Source organism: Paenibacillus pabuli (genome assembly GCF_039831995.1).
GTDB lineage: Bacteria > Bacillota > Bacilli > Paenibacillales > Paenibacillaceae > Paenibacillus > Paenibacillus pabuli_C.
The window spans coordinates 646847-666992 of record NZ_JBDOIO010000005.1; the positions used below are offsets into that span (position 1 = coordinate 646847).

Sequence of the window (20146 nt, forward strand, 5' to 3'; positions counted from 1 at the left end):
TCGTCCAAAATACAAAAAAGGAGTGAAGCCCAGCTTGGTATGCTGAGCCTCAACTCCTTTTTTACGTTAAAACATATGATGTTTTAATTTCTCTAAAACGAACGAGTACAATTAACGCGCTTCTCCATTCTCGGCTTCCCAACGTGCAATTTCATTGCGAACGATTGGAGCGACCTCTTTACCAAGCAATTCGATCGCTCTCATAACCTCATTGTGAGGCATTGTACCGAGTGGTGTATGCAGCATGAAACGGGTGATGCCGACTTCTTTGCGCAGGTAGATAATCTTCTGAGCTACTGTCTCTACGTCACCTACGTACAGTGCGCCTTCAAGGCTGCGTGCCGCATCAAACGTTGCACGACTGTAGTGTCCCCAGCCGCGTTCACGGCCCAGTATATTCATGACTGCCTGTGCAGGCGGGAAGAATTTCTCAACAGCTTCATCTGTCGTATCCGCGATAAAACCGTGAGAGTGTGATGCCACCGTCAGTTTGGAAGCATCATGTCCTGCATGGGCTGCTGCCTTTTTGTACAACTCAACCAGTGGGGCAAATTGAACCGGACGACCACCGATAATTGCGAGCACCAGCGGCAGACCGAGCAGACCGGCACGCACTACCGATTCCTGGTTACCGCCACTACCGATCCATACCGGCAGCTTCTCCTGTACCGGGCGCGGGTAGATGCCCAGATTATTGAAGGAAGGACGATGCTTGCCTTCCCAGGTTACTTTTTCCGAATCACGAAGCTTGAGCAGCAGATCCAATTTCTCGTCGAACAACTCATCGTAATCGTTGAGATCATAGCCGAAGAGAGGGAAGGATTCGATAAACGAACCCCGGCCCGCCATAATCTCCGCACGTCCATTCGAGATGCCGTCCAGTGTTGCAAAATCCTGAAATACCCGTACCGGGTCAGCCGAAGACAGTACGGTTACAGCACTCGTCAGCCGAATCCGCTTGGTCTGTGAAGCGGCTGCTGCCAAAATTACTGCCGGGGATGAAGCCGCATAGTCAGCACGATGATGCTCCCCCACGCCATATACATCCAGACCGACCTCGTCAGCCAGGACAATCTCCTCCACAACATCACGAATACGCTGTGCGTGACTTATGAGTTCTCCGGTATTCACATCCGGGTTTGTCTCTACAAAGGTACTAATTCCGATTTCCATGTTCTGTTCCTCCCTGGTTATGAAGCGATCCGTCGTTCATCTAACCTATTGTAAGTAGATCACCTTTTGTTATGTATCTTAATATTGAACTATTTTGATGAAAAACACAAGACCCTCTGCTTCCAGAGGGCATGATTATGACATATTATTCTCCATTTCTGATCCATTGATGATTATTTCTTTGTCCCGATGTACAGCAGGTGAGAAGAAATCCCCTGGATCGTAGGATCTTCAGCCTTCTCAATCATGAATTGGATCAACTCATCGTACTCCCCGCGCTCTTTCCAATACTGCTGCTGTTCTGCTGTGAGCATGGCCCCGAGGCTGGATGATCCAATCAGATTCACCGTTTCGAATCCGTGCTGCTCCATGAACGGTTTAATATCCTGAATGTTGAAATAATACGCCCCTGTGAATCGTCCATGATCCTGATGGTCGAATGTCCCCTTTTCCACAAAAGCACGAATAGCACTCATATGATCATTAGGCTTCCAGTGCTGGGGAGACTGCAGCGAGTTAATGCTCATTCTCATTCGGCTCTGCATCGCTATATACACCATGCCATCCGGCTTCGTTACCCGATGCAGTTCCCTTATAGCCATGACCCGCTCCTGTTCAGTCTGCAGATGATACAGCGGCCCCAGCATCAGCGACGCATCATATGTATCATCAGCCAGCCCTTCCAGACGGGTCGCATCCAGTACATGAAATCCCTCGAACTGCTTCATCAAATCATACTCCTGAGCCTTCTGCCTTGCGATATCCACGGAAGCAGGTGTCAAGTCCGACAGGGTTACTCGGTATCCATTCCTCGCAAGCTCCATCGCGTATTTCCCGGGTCCTGCGCCATTATCCAGAACAAGCCCGGTTGAAGGGAGATGTGCCCGGATGTAATGCATGTTAATGATGAACTCCAGCGGCTCCCGCTCCAGTCTTCCCCACTCGTCAAACCCGGAATAATAGTCTATTATGCGATCTCTTGTCATTGATCCGACACCTGCCTTTTTTTCATTTAGGGCCAAAAACGCAAAAAAACTGCCACCTCAACTAAGAGGCGACAGGTATGACCTTCGCGGTACCACTCTTCTTCATCCGTGGACCATGCAAATGACAGATCTCTCTGTATCTACTGGGCCACAGAAACTCAGGAGCCTGATGACGGGGGTTAGCCGTCAGGATCTGATCTCAGTCCATTTGGATGACTGCTGTTCAATCCTGCCGCTCACAGGCGAGTTGGGGATAGGATGGACTGCCTTGCACCCTACGGCAGTTCTCTGAGCCAGCCTTGCTCCTTAGTACTCCTGATCATTGCGTTTACCTATTAAATTTCAGCCAGTATATATCAACCAGATATTTCCTGTCAATTCATCTCGGATGGTAACCCTTTAGATCTTTTTCACAAATTCAGACTTCAGCTTCATCGCGCCCAAACTATCGATTTTACAGTCGATATCATGGTCACCGTCAATCAAACGGATATTTTTGACTTTGGTTCCCTGTTTGACGACCAGCGAGCTGCCTTTCACCTTCAGATCCTTAATGACCGTCACGGTGTCTCCATCATTCAGAACATTGCCGTTCGAGTCACGTACCACTTTGGTTTCTTCTGCACTCTCGGTTTCGGATTCCAACGTCCACTCATGCGCACATTCCGGACATACCAGCAGACTCCCATCCTCGTATGTATATTCGGAATTACATTTGGGGCAGTTAGGTAAATTAGACATATTGTTTAAACTCTCCATTCCTTTTTGGGCTTCTCGCAAGTATACGGGATTCCTCATGTTCCTTCCAGCGTATAGATCACGTTAAGGTAGTCCCACTCCGCCTTGTGGTTAATGGAATTTAAACGAAATTTAAGGTTCATCTCCCCTTACTTTAAAACTAATCCTGTACGATATTCCTATCCGGGAGAGATTCCCCGTAACGCATCCATATTTAAAATTCAGATCCATGTGAATTGAATGATTGATTTCGGGTTGTAACCCGTGCATGAAATATATCTTTTGAAGGAGTTTCCTGTCATGTCTATGTCCATGTCTTCTTATGTTTTCCCTGTACAAACGGCATTTTTTATTTTCCTAATTATCGCCATGTTTTTACTAATTCCGTGGCTCATTTATGGCTATCGCAAAGACGGCTTTTTCAGCTGGTCACGCTTTGCCGTCAGTTTTTCGTTCATCTTCTATATTGTCGCTGCGTATTGTCTCGTCATCCTGCCCTTTCCGACGAGCCGCAATACGTGTGCCCAGCAGGCAGCTGATACAGTATATTACAATCTCGTTCCCTTCGCTTTTGTAAAGGATATTATGAAGGAAACACCGATTGTATGGTCTCAGCCGTCCACCTATATTGGAATGATCCAAGGCAGAGCTTTTCTGCAAATTCTGTTTAATGTGCTGCTGCTCATGCCTCTCGGCGTGTATATTCGATATTTTTTTCAAAAGAGATCCTACTGGAAATATGCCCTGCTTGGCGGATTTGGACTTTCCCTGTTTTTTGAGATTACGCAAGTCACCGGATTCTACGGTTTTTACAACTGCCCATATCGACTGTTCGATGTCGATGATCTGATGTCGAATACGTCAGGAGCGGTACTTGGATTTTTTGCAGCCCCGATCCTGCTTTCCCTATTTCCGTCACGTGCCAGTATTCAGGCGAAGAGTGAGCAAATTATGGAACAAAATCGAGTGTTCCCTATCCCTCAGCTGCTGGCACTGATTATCGACGGTGTTGTTGTCGTATTCATATCAAATCTGCTCTCGATCTTCAGTCTATCCAGTGCCAATGTCATCAACAGCGCAGCCAACACCACCATCGCGATGCTCATCGTCTTATTTTTCATTCCGAGTGTCCGGGATGGCAAAACGCCCGGCTCCGCCCTTATGCGCTTCGGGTATGTTCACAGGCAGACAGGGAAACCATCCATGCCATCGCTGTTTAAACGCTGGCTCGCGCTCTACGTTCCATGGCTCATGTTCACCATGATCCGGCTCGTCAACGACTATGCCTTTGTCAATAATGACTCGGTGCTTGAGCCCTACAAAGTATGGGTTTCGATCGGTATGATCGGTCTCTATATGCTCATGTTCGGAGCACTCTTCATTCACGTCATACTGGTACTCTTCTCCAGAGGCAGCCGATCATTCTATTGTGATCATGTATCCAATATCAGAGCTTCCCGTAAGTGAGTTTCTCAGTGTATCTAGTCACCTCAGTGAGCAGCAATCTTAATGAATTGGCATAAGAAAAGGCGTCTCCCGTTAAGAATGACGGAAGACGCCTTTGATGTGTGTACCAAGATGACGCTACGATTCGCTCGTTTACACGCCCAGCAGTTCCCGCTTGGATGCCTCTGGGTCATGCTCAAGTTCAATCTCATGATTAAAGATTAACGTCGCCCGATTCTCCTCATAAGGAGGCCAGTTCACACCTGCCGTTTCCGGACGGCCATTCTTGGCAAAGGATATCCAGGCATCCTGTACCTTGCCCGCGAGTTCTGCGGCCGCTGCATCCGGTTCAGCGTTCATGGATTTTAGCGCATGCAATGTATTGAAAGCAAAGAAGATATCAATGCTGTGGATCGACTTTCTCAGCAGTGGATGCTCTGGCATGACCCAATCGAACCGGTACATCCACACCGGGGCATATTTCTGTTGGGCAGCCGCGTATTGAAGTGCCGAACGCCAGAAGAACAGATCCGTCATCACCTGAGCCTGTCCGTCTGCCGTTTTGGGGTAGCTGTCTGCAATCGCCGCACGATTCTCCAGATCCGGCGTCATGAAATCGACGGCCTGTACCATATCGATCTCTTTCGAATAAGGTACATGCGGCTGAATGAACAGCGCACCTTCATGCTGCGTGGTTCCAATCAATATAGGGATGCCTTGGGCAGCTCCGGTACGGACAGCCTCAAGTGGAGATTGCGGAAGCGTTACACCATCCAGCACGGGCTGGAATAATAATGCCATGGCAGCACCACTGTGTTTTTTGACCGTTTCGCCGGCAGCAAGGATCTGCTCAGCCGGGATACTTTTCAACTTATGCAGATCATCTTGCGCCACGCCCAGAACCTTCAATACACCGCTCCGGATCTCTGCAGCCTGCTCTGCAGGCATGAACTGCGATGCGCCACTCTGCATAATAGCGCGGTGGAACAATCCCTTGGCTGCCGGCATGGCCATCAAGGCAGCAATACTCATACTGCCCGCAGATTCACCAAATACAGTAACATTGCCAGAGTCACCGCCAAAGGCTCCGATGTTGTCCTGCACCCACTGCAGGGCAGCAACCTGATCCAGCAGGCCTACGTTGGTTGCAAATCCCTCCCCAAGCGGAGCCATATGCATGAACCCAAGCGGGCCGAGACGATAGTTAATCGTCACAACGATTACATCGCCACGCAGGACCAGTTGGGTTCCATCATACAGGGGCTGGCTTCCCGCACCCGAAGTGAATGAACCTCCATGAATCCATACCATGACGGGGAGAGGATGATCGCTTTCTTTTTCCGGCGCCCAGATGTTCAGATAGAGACTGTCCTCCGACTCGGCAGGAGATTCTCCGAATATCTCTTCCGCTTGATGATATCTTGGCTGTATATTTTCAGGTCCGAACTGCTTCGCTTCCCTGACTCCATCCCAGGATTCAGGCGGAACCGGGGCTTGAAAGCGCAATTCGCCCACTGGCGGTTTGGCATAAGGGATGCCTTTCCATACACTCGTTCCATGCAGATGTTCTCCCTCAACTTTACCGTATCGTGTGTTAACTTGCAGTTCTCTCATGTGACGCATACATCCTCTCTGCTATGAAATGTTCTACATACTATTGAGTATAGAGCCCCGCCAGACCAATTTACAAGTTTACCCAGATGGGCCCGGGTGGATACGTTTCACGTGGAACTTTTATGTACACAGCGAAGACTCCGCCAAGGGTTCGGGCGAAGTCTTCTATGCGCTGCTAACCTACATGTCGACCTGTACCATCACCGGATACGGGATCGTATAATCTGCGCCCTCAATCCAAGCTCCAGTTACATAATCACGTCCTCTTACAAGCACTCGATTAGCATATACATCTACCTGCAAACCCTGGCTGCCCTCCAGATGCTCATCCTCATCCGTCCACAAATATGCTACAGAAGCGGCATTAAACATCGTTGGCAAATGACCGCCGCCTTCGTACATCGTGCGCGGGGCCTCCAGCTGCCAATGGGTATGTCCTGAGAACAAAATCGTCTGAGGATAGCGACTCAAAATGTCCTTCACTTCGGCATCCTGGTTCACGCCATACCATCCCTGGTCTTTCATCGAACCCGCCACCGTATCCATCAGCGGCTGGTGCAAAAAGACAAAGATTGGTCGGTCCGGAGACGCCTGCTCCGACAATGTCGCCTCCAGCCAATCCAGCTGTTCTGCCGACATATCACAGTCCTTCGGATGGGGCTGTTCCGAACCCAAAAAGATATAATGATAGCCTTCTATCCAGTGGTCGTGATATGAACCCTTCATGCCTGTGATGGCCGTGAAATCATTTAATCGTTTCTGCCAAATCCCTTCCGTCGTTATGAGGGAACCTGGAATTCCGTTTACCTTTTCAACCGCATGTTCTAAATGCCCCAACACTTCACCAACCTCATGTGGTGTCATTGTAGTTAGATTGATCGGGGGATCCTGCCAGAGGATGGCTCCAATATCATGATTGCCTACGGTATAACGTATCTTGGGCAGATGATCGCGGTACAACCCCAGGATACGCTCCAGTTCCTTGTATTCTTCCGGCAGACCGCGATCCGTTACATCGCCCACATGCATAATTCCGCTGCTGCCCTTGGCATACGATGCAATGTCGGCCAGCGCCTTCTCCAGATGACGGTTGTAGATGTGATCAGCTTGATCTCTCACATGGGTGTCCGTGATGACCTGGAAGCTGACCAGCGGTTGCTCACGTTGTTGTTCATTTTCCATCAGGAATCACTCCATTTCAGTCCGATAATTCCAATCAGGATGAAGCCCATCCAGACGACGGACATTGCCTTCAGGCGTTCACCTAGAAAATAATGTCCTACAACTCCAATCAGCGTAATGCCTACCCCTGACCAGATCGCATAGGCCACCCCAAGAGGCATATACTTCACGGCAAAATTCAACAGGGTAAAGCTTGCTCCATAACAGACAAACATCAGAATGGAAGGCCACAGGCGGGTAAAACCATCGGAAACTCGCATCAGAATCGTGCCACTCAGTTCCAGTCCGATGGCCAGCGCGAGCAGTACCCATCCTGTATAGGCATGACTCGTCATCCAGTCACCCCAACTTCGAGCAGTTCATGAAACGAACGTACCGTTAGGTCGGAGAGTCGGATCTGTTCAGGATCGCCTACGGCAATCTTCCATGCTGCCCTTGCAGAACGTGCCATTTCCATATCCCCGTCCGTATCCCCAATCACAACGGATTCGCTAACCGAGACACCCATGCGCTCACAAGCCAGCAATAACATGTCAGGAAACGGCTTGCCCCGTCCAACCTGATCGGTTCCCACCACTACGGAGAAAAAAGATTCGATACCCATCCACTGCAGATGGCGCAGAGCGCTCTCCGTCTCATCTGCAGTAACGACGCCCATCTTCAAACCCTTGTCTCTGCACTGCTCCAAAAATGCACGTACGCCGGGAAGGGGCTGAACGGGGCGCGCCTTGTTCATGGCATATTCTGCCTGTAAAAGACATTCCCTCACGATAATTTTGGCTTCTGCCCAGCTCAGCCCTGCACGGTAGCCATGCCACGTCAGTACGGCATAGACTTCCTCCATCGTGCCCATGGCGAGGGGCCCCCGCACATCATAACCATTCATTCGACCTTGCTCGTCGTGATGTGTCCCCCAAATATGGGGGATTTCATCCTCGGCGAAAGGAAGACCACGCGCGATGAGCTCTTCCCTGAAGTTCTCCATTACACAATCCGTCCAGAACCCCCACATCACCGTGAAATCCAGCAGGGTTCCATCCTTGTCAAACAGAATAGCCTCAATCGGGGTAGACAGATTTCCCAAATTTAATTCAGACATCGTTTAAGCTCCTTATTTCACCCGATCCAGTTCCTTCTGAGCCTTCTCCTTGGCTTCCTTGAGGGCCTGTTCAGCAGGCATATTGTTAATCTGCACCTGGTCTGCCGCATCCTTCAATGCTTCGTTGATCTTGCCTCCGGTCGGGTCCTGGAACGGAGCAGAAGCATGCGCTGCTTGCTGCAGAGGGACCTTGATCTGTGGATTTTCTTCACTGAACGCTTTGAAATCCGGATCTTCCTGTGCAGACTGACGAACGGCGATGTACCCTGTGTTCATGGACCAAGCCGCTGTATTGGCCGTCTCCGAGAAATACGTCAGCCATTGGTATGCTGCTTGCTGCTGTTCAGGACTTGCTTCAGCCGGAATTCCGGCCATGATTGCACTCGCTACCGGTTTGCCTTGTCCTATACCTTCCCAGCCCGGCTGCTCCATGGCTGCCACGATACTGAAGTCCAGGTCGCCCTGATCACCGCTGGAACCGGTGTAGCCTGCTGCTTTATTTTTCATGACATCATCAATCGTCTTGTACCAGTACTCCCAGCCTTGTCCGCCAAAGTGAATGCCCATGATCTTGTCATCGTGAATCCATTTGCGGAACAGCTCCCATGTCTCTACCCACTCCGGTGAATCGATCATCACGGTCTTGCCGTCATCACTCAGAATTTGTCCGCCTTTGCTCAGTACGGCATCAACCATGTTCTCGTTACCCCACATCGGTTCCCAGCCGTAGAAGGTCGTTTTGCCATTCTCCTGCTTGGTCATCTTCGCGGCAGCATCCGCTAGCGCTTCCCATGTCGTCAGGCTTGCAGGGTCGATTCCGTTCTCCTTCAGGGTATCCATGCGGTAATACATGACTTGGGTGGTTCCGTACATTGGCAAAAAGTACTGCTTGCCGTCCACTTTTCCCTGATCCAGGAAGGTTTGGACGTAGTCTTCTTTATTGAAGTCCTGATCGGCAGCAATCATCTCATCCATGGATGCATAATATCCTTTGCGGGCCCAGTCCATATTGGCACTGAGTACAGCAGCGGGTACCTTTTTGGAAGCAATTGCTGCCTGCAGCTTTTGTTCAGTCTCCGTATAATCCGCCTGTACAATGCCTTTCACGACGACCTCGTTCTGCGAGGCATTGAAGGCATCAATCGTTTTCTTCATGTTATCTCCCAGGTTACCTCCCAGGCCGTACCAGAACTCGATCTCAACCGGACCGCTGGATGCCGAATTCGCTCCGCTTGCCGCTGCATCTGATCCTGTGCCTGATCCACTGTCCGCTGTAGAACCACAAGCCGTGATCAGAGCAAAGCTCGCCGCGAGTGCCAGTGACATACCGCCTTTCCACCTGAGCTTCCATTTTTTCTTCCACGCTGTACTCACCAGACTCCAATTCATTTTGATTCCTCCTATATAGATATGTTGTAAAAATCAGTTTTTGTTTACGCCAGCCGTCATGTTTACACTTTGCATGATCGTTTTCTGAGTAAACAGGAAGAGAATGAGCAGTGGTGCGATGGTAAACGCACTGGCTGCCATAATCTGCGGCCAGGCCAGTCCATAGGCTCCGCCTTCTACAAAAAAGCTGCGCAGACCTGCGGATACCAGCTGCAGATTCGGGTCTTTTGTAATCAGCATCGGCCAGAAGTAGTTGTTGTACTGGTCGATGAACGTAATCAACACCATTACGGCAAATGTTGAGCGGACCAGTGGCGCTATAATGGTCCACAAAATGCGAAAGTGCGATGCTCCGTCGAGCTGCCCGGCTTCCACCAGCTCATGAGACACCTGCATGAATGCCTGACGAATCAGGAAGATGGAAAACACGCTGACACAGTTGGATACGATCAAGCCTGTATAGGAATCCAGCAGTCTGAGCTCGCTGAGAACCAGATAACTGGGCAGATAAACTGCCGTGCTCGGAATCATATACCCGACCAGAATAAGTCCGGTAAGTATGCCCTTCATTCGAAAACGCATGTGAGTCAAAGCGTAAGCCATCATGCTGGAGTTGATGATCTGAAATAGACAGATTGCAGCCGCCACACCTGTACTATTCAGCATGTAACGTGCAAATGGAGCCGACTGCCATGCATCCACATAATTGCTCCAGCGGAACGTTTCGGGCCAGAAGGTCGGCGGGAATTGCCAGATCTCGTCATTGGTCTTGAAGCCGCTGATCACCATCCAATAAAAAGGAAAGGCCATCGCCAGGCTGATTAACGCGAGCAGCAAGTATCGGATGGCTGTACCCAGCAATTTTCCCGTACGGGGAACCTTTTCCTTTTGTGTATTCTCACGACTCGAACCTGTACTTGTTTGTTTACTTATCGCGGTCATGTCCATTAGTAGTGCACCAAGCGTCTGCTGAGCAGGAACGATATGCCTGACAGCAGTACGCAGATCAGAATGATGACAACAGCAATGGCCGATGCCTCGCCAACATTGAAGGATTCAAATGCAGACTGATAATACATATAGAGCAGTGTTCTTGTTGATCCGGCGGGTCCCCCCTGCGTCATTACATTAATCTGATCATAGGCCTGTAAGGACTGGATCGTCAGAATGATAGACAGGAAGAACGTGGTTGGCGAGATCAATGGCAGTGTAATGCTTCGAAACTTGTCCCAGCTGCCTGCACTATCAATGGATGCTGCCTCCAATAGATCGGATGGCAGATTACGCAGGGCAACCAGGTAGAACACCATAGACCACCCAATGGATTTCCACAGCGTTACAATGAGCACAGCTACAAGCGCCCAGTCCGCATCCCTAAGCCAGCCGATGGGAGATACACCGACCCAGCCCAGCATCAGGTTGGCAAGTCCCACCTCGGGTTCAAATATCCATGACCATGCAATGGATACGGCTACCGTTGGTGTTACCCAAGGGGAAAACAGCAGCGTTCGGAACAGACCGGATGATTTGATTCGGCTGTTCATGAGCATGGCCAGTCCCAGTCCACCAACGATGGTTGGTATTACACTCCCCAATCCGAACAGCAGGGTTACCTTCAGCGACTGGTAGAATTCGGAGTTGGTCAGCAGATAACTGTAGTTCTCCAAACCAACGAACAGTTTGTCGGGGCTCATAAAATCCCAATCCGTAAAACTTAGATAAACGATGTATCCCAGAGGCCCGAGCCAGAAAACAAGCAGCGGGACCAGAGCGGGAAGGGTGAACAGAATTGCCTCTGTTTCCCTCCATAATTTCACACGCAATTCACACACTCCTCGTCGTTCAATTTTTATTTAACATTAGGGATAAACTCGGTTAAAAATGCTCTCTAATCTCTTCTGTACAAAAATGATTGTATAATACATTTGAAAAATCAATTTCCGGGTTATGTTAAAATCACAGGAAGTCATGTAAAATATGAAGTCGTAAAAGGAAATCCCATCCATATACTAGAGGTGAGATTGTGGGAAAAGAAGCGGCCGGGGAACAGGAGCCTACGGTGGTGTCCTATCGGCAGGAACTCAGGGAGAAAGTCATAGACGCCATTGCCCATACCATGGATTTATACGGAGTTAATCATTCCTTTGGCCAGCTGTATGGCATTATGTATTTCGAGGATCGTCCCATGACACTGGAAGAAATGAAGACGTCGATGAACATGAGCAAAAGCAATATGAGCTATGCGGTACGTTCTCTTACCGAGTCACAGATGGTTTACAAACTGGAGGAGAAGCGCGAGCGGCAGGATCTTTATTTGGCAGAAACAGACTTTTTCCGTACATTTCAAAACTTCTTTGGCGCCAAACTTCAACGGGAAATTGACGTTATGCAGGAGAGTCTTCAGGAGGTGATCCCGGAGTTATCCGAGATTATTCTTGCCAGAACAACCATGCCAGAGGAGCGGGAGGAAGCTTTGCGGGATTTGCATAAACTGCAGCATGCGGAGCAGTATTATCAATGGCTGCAGGGATTTGTAAACCAGCTGCGGGATGGTCGTTTTTACTCAGACTCGCCACATAAGAGTGATTAATATAGTTAGATGCATGCTAAAATCGCTTCAATAATGACTGGACGTATCCAAGATCAACAAAAGCCACCCCTGCGGGTGGCCTTTTTTCTTGTATGGTTGGAGTATTTATTGCTGTGCTCCAGCTTTGATGTCTGCGTATGGGTTAGAAGACAGCCCATCTGAGCACAGGCAAACCATCGGTACGGTACACTTTTGGATGGAATATGCTGCTGGCTCCCCAGAAATAACGATAGAACACACCCGTAATGATACGAAGCATTTGTGTAAGCCTTATCAAATCATCTATAATTTCGTTCAGATGCACAATATAGGCTATATGGGAACGACTCATCTTATAACAGGATAAACTCCAGAAGGAACCAACAAAAAAGGAGGAATAGCGTTGCTGCAGCTCACCGAGAAACAGGCACAGGAAATCGTCGACAAAATGATGCAGGACATCCCGTATAACATCAACATCATGAATGAACAGGGTATTATTATTGGAAGCGGCCAGAAAGAGCGGGTCGGAACCATCCATCAAGGCGCTGTTCGGGCACTGACAACAGGAAGTCGAATAGAAGTTTGGCAGGATGGACGATTGGAGAAAATGGGCACCAACGAACCGATTGCGATTAACAACCAGCATGTTGGTGTCATCGGAATCTCCGGTCATCCCGATGAGGTCCGACCATTCTGTAACATTGTACGGACAACGGTCGCGCTCCTCATTGAACAACGCAATCAACTGGAACGTCTGGCCCATGAAACATCACGCAAGAAGGCCTTTCTGGAGCGCCTGTTGAATCATTCCGGTTCCTATTCCCTGAAGATCAGGAAGGAAGCATTGCAATACAATCTGGATCTGCAGCTGCCAACGGTCCTCCTCTACATCAAGGCTCCTGGGAATGCTCCTGAATTCAATGAAAGCATGGGCAAAATATTGCTTCAGTTCCCTTCTTTCTCGATGGAGGAGGAAGGCGATGCACAGATCATCATGATTCAAAGCGAAGCAGACCTCGATCCGTTTATCGAGCGATTACGTCAAGAACAGCCTCACTGCTTTATTTCGGTCAGCCGAAAAGAACCCAATGTTGCCGTCTGTTATGAGCAGGCAAGATCTGTCATGAATATTTTGTTGGCACTTCAGCCAGCTACTCCTCTCCTCCATTATGATGATGTGCACTTTCTGGTAAGCTTCAGCAAGGCTCGCCTGACTTCTCAAGCCAACATCATTAGCAGGCTGGAGGATCACGCAGATCTGCTGGAAACCTTGCGCAGCTTCATCCACCATAACGGCAGCATGACCATGACGGCCACCGATCTGAACATTCATCGCAATACGCTGCAATATCGCCTCAAACGCATAGAGAGCATTACGGGCAGGAACCCGCACAACTGGCTCGAACTGATCGAACTTACCCATGGACTGCTCTCATTCCATCAGTGACACCAGCCATCACAGCAAAGAGACGGGCATCCAGCATCTGCACGCTGGCAGATCCGCAACCCGTCTCCGTTATACTCTAATTTATCATTTCATCCCGACTGATAATCCAAAATCACAAACCCAACTTCAGCACCCTTGCAATATTCTCCATGGTACGCTCCACATTCTCCGGCCCTTCCCGCAGCAGCTTACCCAGATCTGCTGCGCCCGGTACAATACCGAATACAGCATCAATACCTTCCGTGTAGAGCGTATCTATTCCTTCGCCAACATACCCTGCAATGGCGATGACCGGTTTGCCGGCTTCCTTGGCAGCCTGTGCAACGCCATAAGGCGTCTTACCAAATTTCGTTTGAAAATCGATCCCGCCCTCACCTGTAAACACCACATCTGCCTGGGTCAACTTGCCCTGTAAACCTGTATATTCAATAACAATCTCTATGCCTTTACGCAGAACGGCCTGGGTAAAAATCAGCAATCCTGCACCCAGTCCACCCGCTGCCCCTGCGCCTGGAACATCCCGAATATCCTTGCCCAGTTGCTGCTTCACCACCTCAGCATAATGAGAGAGATTGGCATCCAGCAGCTGTACCATTTCCGGATTAGCCCCCTTCTGCGGTCCGAATACCCTTGAAGCACCATGCTCTCCGCATAGCGGATTGGTCACATCACAGGCAACAACAAGCTCCACTTCCTGCAAACGCGGGTCCAGACCCGATACATCGATGTGGGTCAACTGGTTCAGAGCTCCGCCACCACGGGCAAGCGGCTGCCCTTGGGCATCCAGGAACCTCGCCCCCAGTGCTTCGGCCATACCTGTACCTCCATCGTTGGTGGCACTGCCGCCAATTCCGATAATAATTTTACGAATGCCAAGGTCCAGACATTCCCGAATCAGCTCTCCTGTTCCGTAAGTGGTCGTGCGGAGCGGGTCCCGGCTGTCCGGGGTTACCAAATGAATGCCGCTCGCCGATGCCATCTCGATGGCTGCCGTTGTGCCATCGCCCAGAATGCCGTACTGTGCCTTTACCGGTTGACCAAGCGGTCCGCTTACCTCTTTCCGGTGAATGGCACCATTCGAAGCATCCACCAGCGATTGCACCGTTCCCTCCCCTCCGTCTGCCATGGGCACATGGATGTAACTGGCGGTCGGATAGATTTTACGCAATCCTTTTTCCATCGCGATACAGACTTCCTTCGCCGTCATGCTCTCCTTGAATGAATCCGGTGCCAATACAAATGTCTTCTCTCCCATTCTTCTCACCCCATCCTTGATATTAGAGGATAAATCCGTATAGTAATGTGGCTACAATCGCCATCGTCCCACCTACAATAGCTTCATAAGGAATGACACCCATCCGCTGCCGGATCGTCATCTTCATACTGTCTGCCGAAACATGGAAGTAATTACCCTGAGGCAGAGAATCAATGACGGTTGCCCCGGTATGCACCATAACCGCTGCTGCAAGCGGAGCCGTTCCCATGTTCAGAATCGCGTCGCCGAACGAGCCTGTCGCCAGAATGACACCGGTTGATGTTGAGGCAGTAGCTGCAGCCATTAGAATACCCGCAATGGGTGCCAGGAAGGTGCCTGAGATGCCGGATGCTTCAATCAAACTAACGACCTGACCTGACAAGTCGGATGCAGAGATCAGACCTGCAATTCCGCCGGCGCCGATCAGAATAAGCACGGTTGCTGTCATTTTATTCAACCCGGAAGTTGTATACTTCACGATGTTCTTACCTTGTCCCATTGCCAGCATACCGATGATGCCGGCAAGCGGCAGAATATACATGGCATCCACTTTGAACGTGGATAGTGCCTCTACCCCTGTTATTGAACCAATCGGGTTAATCATTAACAGAATGATGGCTACCAGTGGTGCAACAATCGCTTGCTTCAGCGGCGGGTACTGTGAGGTATCCACTTCGCCCTGCTCCGCTTCCTGATCGGTGACCATAACGCCTTTATTCTTGAGCATCGAAGCGACGATAACCGTTACAATTAATCCGCAGATGGCTGGAATCACACCTGCCAGCATGACATTGCTGAGTTCCAGATCAAACCCACGTGCCGCTGCAATCGTATTGGGATTGGGAGATATAATATTCCCCGCTTTACCACCGCCAGATAGAGCAAGAATCAGTGCTAGTTTGGAAATGCCCATTTTGTTACCCACAGACAGCGCGATTGGTGCCACAATAAGTACCGCAACAGGGATGAACACCCCAACGGCTGTAATAATCATCGTGGCCAGTGCCAACGCCAAAATTGCCTTGCTGCCACCAAACTTTCGTACAATCGCCTGGGCTATCGTCTCCGCCGCTCCAGACTCCATCATGACACCTGCCAGAACCCCTGCCGCAAGAACGCGGAGCACGGTGCCCATGACACTTTGCGTACCATTCACCAATATATTTACGGTCTCTTCCAGGTTCGCTCCGCCAATTAAAGCGCCTACAATTGCCCCCAGAAATAAGGAGTAGACCGGGTTCAGCTTCCTTAAGATCAATATGATGGCAATAGCAAGTCCTGCCAGTGCGCCGATCCAACTAATAGTTAAATCCTCCATTGTGATTGCCCCCTTGCTCTTGTTGAATACGCTTTCATTATAGAGGCTGGAGCGCTAAATAAATATTGATTAAAGGACGAAATTCATTGTGCATATGCACAACGCCAAAAAGCAGGACAGACATGTTGCCCTGCTTCGTTCAACTATCAGTCGGCAAGATCGTCCCTGTAATATCACAACAGCCTGTTGCCCAATGATCTGCGGCAGCAGGCTGTTCAGCGTTTAGGTGGCTGCCTTATAGTCACTTAACTTCCCTTCGTACACCAACTTAAGGCGATCACTTTGACGAAAATCATCGGGGGTCACCAGTGCGGGCAGCTTATTCCACAGCTTGATTCCCGAACGCTGCAGAATTTCAGCCACGAACTGGGAGCAGAAGTAGGAGTTGCTGAATTCCACCGGCTCCTTCAGGGTAATGCCGATTACACCCAGCAGATTGTACATGTATTTCTGACGGCTGCGGATGAAGATCTGCAGAACGCGTTTCATTTTTTCTACTTCGCGGTCTGTAACCTGAAGCTCATAAATGACACATGTGGTGTTTGGATATTTGCTATATGTACCCGTCTGAATATCCTCCTTCACAAAACCGCCATTCAGCGGATTGTTCGGGTGCTTGCGGCCGAAGCTGTACAGCTCGGATAATTCCCGGTTAAATGAGATCGAAGCATGATTATATGGTGCTCTGGTGTAACTTTGAATAACCTTGGTAAACAATGTCCCTGTATTCGTAAGCAGGATATAGATTGAACGGTCGGCTGTCATAACGAAATTTCCCCTTATCAAGATGGCACTATTCCTTCATAATAACATAGGTACCCTATTATGGGATCTTACTTCTGGAATAAGCAGGTGATCGGTACGTGAGCAGCTCGCTCTTCACATTAACGCTCATTTTCGCAGCATTACTCGTCATACATATCGTGTACAAAATCATTGCCAAGCTTCAGCCGGACAAGGATTATTCGGGCATTGGCAACAAAATCAAGACCTGGTGGGGCATGCTCGTCATTTTCTGTCTCGCCACACTCTTCAATCCGATTGTTTCCCTCATCTCGCTCATGGTGCTCGCGTTCTTCGCGCTCAAGGAGTATTTCTCCATGATCCGCAGCACCCGTAAGGCCGACCGCCGGCTTTTCCTGTGGGCATATCTCGCCATACCGGTGCAATTCTACTGGATCTATATTGGATGGTATGGGATGTTTATCGTCTTTATTCCGCTGTATGTCTTCCTCGTGCTGCCGCTCCCACGCGTGATTAATAAAGGAACGGTTGGCTTCCTGCGGAGCGTGAGTTCTACACAGTGGGGATTGATGCTGATGGTATTCGGGCTCAGCCATCTGGCCTATTTTCCGTTTGCAACACCGGAGTATGGGTCGAAGCTGGTCCTGTTCCTAGTGGTGTTAACACAACTTAACGATGTGGTCCACTATCTGGTCTCCCTCTATCTGGGCAAACGAAAAGTGGTGCCCACAGCCAATCCATTTTTGACATGGGAAGGATTCGCCTGTGCATTTGTGATAACGACGGCAGCCTCTTATTTCATTCACCCTTATCTGACTCCGTTTGATTGGAAATTCGGAATCTTTATCGGTGTATTGATCAGCCTTGCAGGTTTCTTCGGAAGTCTGACGGTGTCTGTGCTGAAGCGGGATTTGTTAATCGGGGATGACAATAAATTCGATGCACTCAAAAAAAGCTATCTGAGCCGGGTTGACAGCCTGACCTATACGTCTCCGGTCATGTTTCATGTCGTTCGTTATTTCTTCGACTTTATGTAGGTTGGACGAGGATCAAGGCAAGATGCATTCTTAGATATATAACGCTAAACAAGAAAAGCAGCCGGTTTCGGCTGCTTTTTTTGCTTTATTTTTTCAACTTTACTTCCTGCTCTGCCAGTATCTCTTTACCTGCTTCATTCTTGTAGACAAGAGTGACTTTGCCCCGTTCACCCTTCATCTCATCCGAATACATGAAGCCGGAGAACTGCCCGTTCCCGCTAATATAGAAGCCTTCTTTACCGTCACCACCATGCTGAATGGCCTCTGCAGGCGAGTTAATAATGGTAATCTGGTTGGATGTCCACCGCAGCTCAGAGAGGGTGTAGCCCTCTGGCACCGGGCTCACGGAAAAATCAAAGCTTTTGTTATTCTCTGCCCGCTTGTCTGTCTGGTCAATCGTAATTGTGATCTGTTTGTCATTTGCCGATGAATCGGATTGAGCAGACAGCTTTCCTTCGTCACCATCCGCCGTATTCGCCGGATACTCATTGCCCTGTTTGGCATCCGAGTTGGGAACTGAACTGTTTCCCGCTTCCTCAATAGGCTCCTTGGATTGCGGATAGGCGTGCTCCTGAACCGATTCATTGTTATTTTTGGCGCCACAGGCGCTGATCAGCAGCAGAAGGCAAAGCACGGATGCCCAAAGAGCAAATGTATTTGTGTTCTTCTTCATCATTGGAGCTCCTTCCATCTTGGTCTAATCCATCAAAACTACACATGCCTTATTAATCACTACACCATATCGTCCCTCATGAAGCTCCATAATATGTAAACCCTCCAAAAATGATCGTTACCACTACACTTCGATGAGTTCTGAATTGTTGTATGGGCGGGTATTTTATATTCCTGGGGATCCTTTTGGTAAACTGGACTGGAGGAAAGAAAAACATTGAATTGAAATAAAAATATTCATGCCTGATTTTCGGCGATGCCATGCGCTTCGTTTTTTTATAATATCAAGGGAAGGATGGAGCATCGGGAACAAGTTGCCTCTCTCTGGCTGAAACAAAAATCGTAAGGACGTGCGTTTAATGATCTCTGCTGAACTGAAAGAACAATATTATCAGGCTCTGGTTGCCAAAGATTCGGAGTACGAAGGTTTATTCTATGTCGGTGTCAAAACGACGGGAGTATTCTGCCGCCCTACCTGTCCCGCACGAAAGCCCAAATTCGAGAACTGTGAATTTTACGAGACCGCACAGCAGGCACTGCTCGCTTCATTTCGTCCCTGCCAGCGCTGCCGCCCGTTATCCCATCCCAACCAGGTATCCGATGTAGTCCGAATACTGGTCGAAGCCGTGGAGAACCATCCGGAAAAGCGTTGGAAAGGCCAGGATTTCAGAGATTTGTCCATCGATGAATCCACGGCACGCCGTCAGTTCAAAAAGCGGTTCGGTATGACCTTTGTGGAATATGCCCGCGCACGTCGCATGGGACTTGCCTTGAAGAACATTCGCTCAGGCCGCACCATCATTGATGCCCAGTTGTCGACGGGGTATGAGTCCAGCAGCGGTTTCCGGGATGCTTTCTCCCGAATTATGGGGGCTGCTCCTACTCAAGTGGATGAAGGGCAGGTCCTCAAGGCCTCCTGGATTGATACACGTCTTGGACCCATGATGGCCGTGGCAGATGATACAGCCCTATATTTGCTTGAATTTGTGGATCGCAGAGGTCTGGAGCGGGAAGTAGAGCGACTTCGGAAACGAACCAAGTCCGCGATCGTACCTGGTGTAACTGAACCCATTCGCTCCATAGAGAGGGAACTGGCGGAGTATTTTGACGGGACTTTAACCGCTTTTCACACCCCGTTGTTCTGTTTAGGAACACCATTTCAAAAGAGCGTGTGGGAGCAGCTTATGGCGATTCCGCCGGGCGAGACAAGGTCATATTTGGATATCGCTGTCGAACTGGGTAAACCATCCGCATGCCGTGCAGTCGCACAGGCCAATGGAGCGAACCAACTGGCCATTGTAATCCCGTGCCACAGGGTCATTAATGCAAGCGGTGACCTGGGCGGATACGGCGGTGGCCTGACTCGCAAGAACTGGCTGTTAACCCATGAGAAGACTGCTTATGAACAAAATCATTGAGACATGACCAGCTAGCGTAGTCCATTTATCGCGATATAACGGAGGAGAGTCATCCT

19 protein-coding genes are annotated in these 20146 nt (G+C 49.5%); 5 read left to right on the forward strand and 14 right to left on the reverse strand.

What is annotated here, in order from left to right; all coding sequences use genetic code 11:
• Positions 1–111: 111 nt before the first annotated feature.
• The 3 genes from ABGV42_RS29635 to ABGV42_RS29645 form a co-directional block, all read right to left on the reverse strand.
• The gene (locus ABGV42_RS29635; RefSeq protein WP_347384923.1) at positions 112–1173 is read right to left on the reverse strand and encodes an LLM class flavin-dependent oxidoreductase; all 1062 of its coding nucleotides are present in this window, start codon (positions 1171–1173) and stop codon (positions 112–114) included.
• Positions 1174–1346: 173 nt separating this feature from the next.
• On the reverse strand, positions 1347–2159 hold the full coding sequence (locus ABGV42_RS29640; protein ID WP_347384924.1) for a class I SAM-dependent methyltransferase: 813 nt from the start codon (positions 2157–2159) through the stop codon (positions 1347–1349).
• A gap of 399 nt (positions 2160–2558) precedes the next feature.
• Entirely contained in the window at positions 2559–2900 is a 342-nt protein-coding gene (locus ABGV42_RS29645) for a zinc ribbon domain-containing protein YjdM (protein WP_347384925.1), read from the reverse strand.
• A 297-nt stretch (positions 2901–3197) separates the two neighbouring features.
• Between ABGV42_RS29645 and ABGV42_RS29650 the strand changes: the two genes are divergently transcribed.
• Entirely contained in the window at positions 3198–4364 is a 1167-nt protein-coding gene (locus tag ABGV42_RS29650; RefSeq protein WP_347384926.1) for a VanZ family protein, read from the forward strand.
• Positions 4365–4496: 132 nt separating this feature from the next.
• On the opposite strand, the gene ABGV42_RS29655 is transcribed toward ABGV42_RS29650, so the two are convergent.
• The 7 genes from ABGV42_RS29655 to ABGV42_RS29685 form a co-directional block, all read right to left on the reverse strand.
• On the reverse strand, positions 4497–5957 hold the full coding sequence (locus ABGV42_RS29655) for a carboxylesterase/lipase family protein (protein WP_347384927.1): 1461 nt from the start codon (positions 5955–5957) through the stop codon (positions 4497–4499).
• 180 nt (positions 5958–6137) lie between these two features.
• On the reverse strand, positions 6138–7139 hold the full coding sequence (locus ABGV42_RS29660; protein ID WP_347384928.1) for a metallophosphoesterase family protein: 1002 nt from the start codon (positions 7137–7139) through the stop codon (positions 6138–6140).
• Positions 7139–7474: an SMR family transporter gene (locus tag ABGV42_RS29665; RefSeq protein WP_183523153.1), complete on the reverse strand. Its 336-nt coding sequence runs from the start codon at positions 7472–7474 to the stop codon at positions 7139–7141. The genes ABGV42_RS29660 and ABGV42_RS29665 overlap by 1 nt, the downstream gene beginning before the upstream one ends.
• Positions 7471–8238: an HAD family hydrolase gene (locus tag ABGV42_RS29670; RefSeq protein WP_347384929.1), complete on the reverse strand. Its 768-nt coding sequence runs from the start codon at positions 8236–8238 to the stop codon at positions 7471–7473. The genes ABGV42_RS29665 and ABGV42_RS29670 overlap by 4 nt, the downstream gene beginning before the upstream one ends.
• Before the next feature lie 12 nt (positions 8239–8250).
• The gene (locus ABGV42_RS29675) at positions 8251–9627 is read right to left on the reverse strand and encodes an ABC transporter substrate-binding protein (RefSeq protein WP_347384930.1); all 1377 of its coding nucleotides are present in this window, start codon (positions 9625–9627) and stop codon (positions 8251–8253) included.
• A gap of 33 nt (positions 9628–9660) precedes the next feature.
• Complete coding sequence (locus ABGV42_RS29680) at positions 9661–10575, reverse strand: carbohydrate ABC transporter permease (RefSeq protein WP_347384931.1); 915 nt, start codon at positions 10573–10575, stop codon at positions 9661–9663.
• Entirely contained in the window at positions 10575–11450 is an 876-nt protein-coding gene (locus tag ABGV42_RS29685) for a carbohydrate ABC transporter permease (protein ID WP_347384932.1), read from the reverse strand. Before ABGV42_RS29685 ends, ABGV42_RS29680 begins: the two co-directional genes overlap by 1 nt.
• A gap of 200 nt (positions 11451–11650) precedes the next feature.
• Here ABGV42_RS29685 and ABGV42_RS29690 point away from each other — a divergent pair, with 200 nt between their 5' ends.
• Positions 11651–12217 carry a GbsR/MarR family transcriptional regulator gene (locus ABGV42_RS29690; protein ID WP_347384933.1) on the forward strand — a complete coding sequence of 189 codons (567 nt, stop codon included), beginning with the start codon at positions 11651–11653 and terminating at the stop codon, positions 12215–12217.
• A gap of 382 nt (positions 12218–12599) precedes the next feature.
• On the forward strand, positions 12600–13646 hold the full coding sequence (locus ABGV42_RS29695) for a CdaR family transcriptional regulator (protein ID WP_347384934.1): 1047 nt from the start codon (positions 12600–12602) through the stop codon (positions 13644–13646).
• 112 nt (positions 13647–13758) lie between these two features.
• Here the strand turns inward: ABGV42_RS29695 and ABGV42_RS29700 are convergent, their stop codons facing one another.
• The 3 genes from ABGV42_RS29700 to ABGV42_RS29710 form a co-directional block, all read right to left on the reverse strand.
• Entirely contained in the window at positions 13759–14901 is a 1143-nt protein-coding gene (locus ABGV42_RS29700; RefSeq protein WP_347384935.1) for a glycerate kinase, read from the reverse strand.
• Positions 14902–14923: 22 nt separating this feature from the next.
• Positions 14924–16219 carry a GntP family permease gene (locus tag ABGV42_RS29705; RefSeq protein WP_347384936.1) on the reverse strand — a complete coding sequence of 432 codons (1296 nt, stop codon included), beginning with the start codon at positions 16217–16219 and terminating at the stop codon, positions 14924–14926.
• Between the two features lie 222 nt (positions 16220–16441).
• Complete coding sequence (locus ABGV42_RS29710) at positions 16442–16984, reverse strand: hypothetical protein (RefSeq protein WP_347384937.1); 543 nt, start codon at positions 16982–16984, stop codon at positions 16442–16444.
• A 98-nt stretch (positions 16985–17082) separates the two neighbouring features.
• Between ABGV42_RS29710 and ABGV42_RS29715 the strand changes: the two genes are divergently transcribed.
• Positions 17083–18000: a phosphatidate cytidylyltransferase gene (locus tag ABGV42_RS29715; protein WP_347384938.1), complete on the forward strand. Its 918-nt coding sequence runs from the start codon at positions 17083–17085 to the stop codon at positions 17998–18000.
• Positions 18001–18085: 85 nt separating this feature from the next.
• On the opposite strand, the gene ABGV42_RS29720 is transcribed toward ABGV42_RS29715, so the two are convergent.
• Positions 18086–18676 (reverse strand): hypothetical protein, encoded by a 591-nt coding sequence (locus tag ABGV42_RS29720; RefSeq protein ID WP_347384939.1) that lies wholly within the window; start codon positions 18674–18676, stop codon positions 18086–18088.
• A 355-nt stretch (positions 18677–19031) separates the two neighbouring features.
• Here ABGV42_RS29720 and ABGV42_RS29725 point away from each other — a divergent pair, with 355 nt between their 5' ends.
• Positions 19032–20090, forward strand: coding sequence for a bifunctional transcriptional activator/DNA repair enzyme AdaA (locus ABGV42_RS29725; RefSeq protein ID WP_347384940.1), 1059 nt, complete (start codon positions 19032–19034; stop codon positions 20088–20090).
• Positions 20091–20146 lie beyond the last annotated feature (56 nt).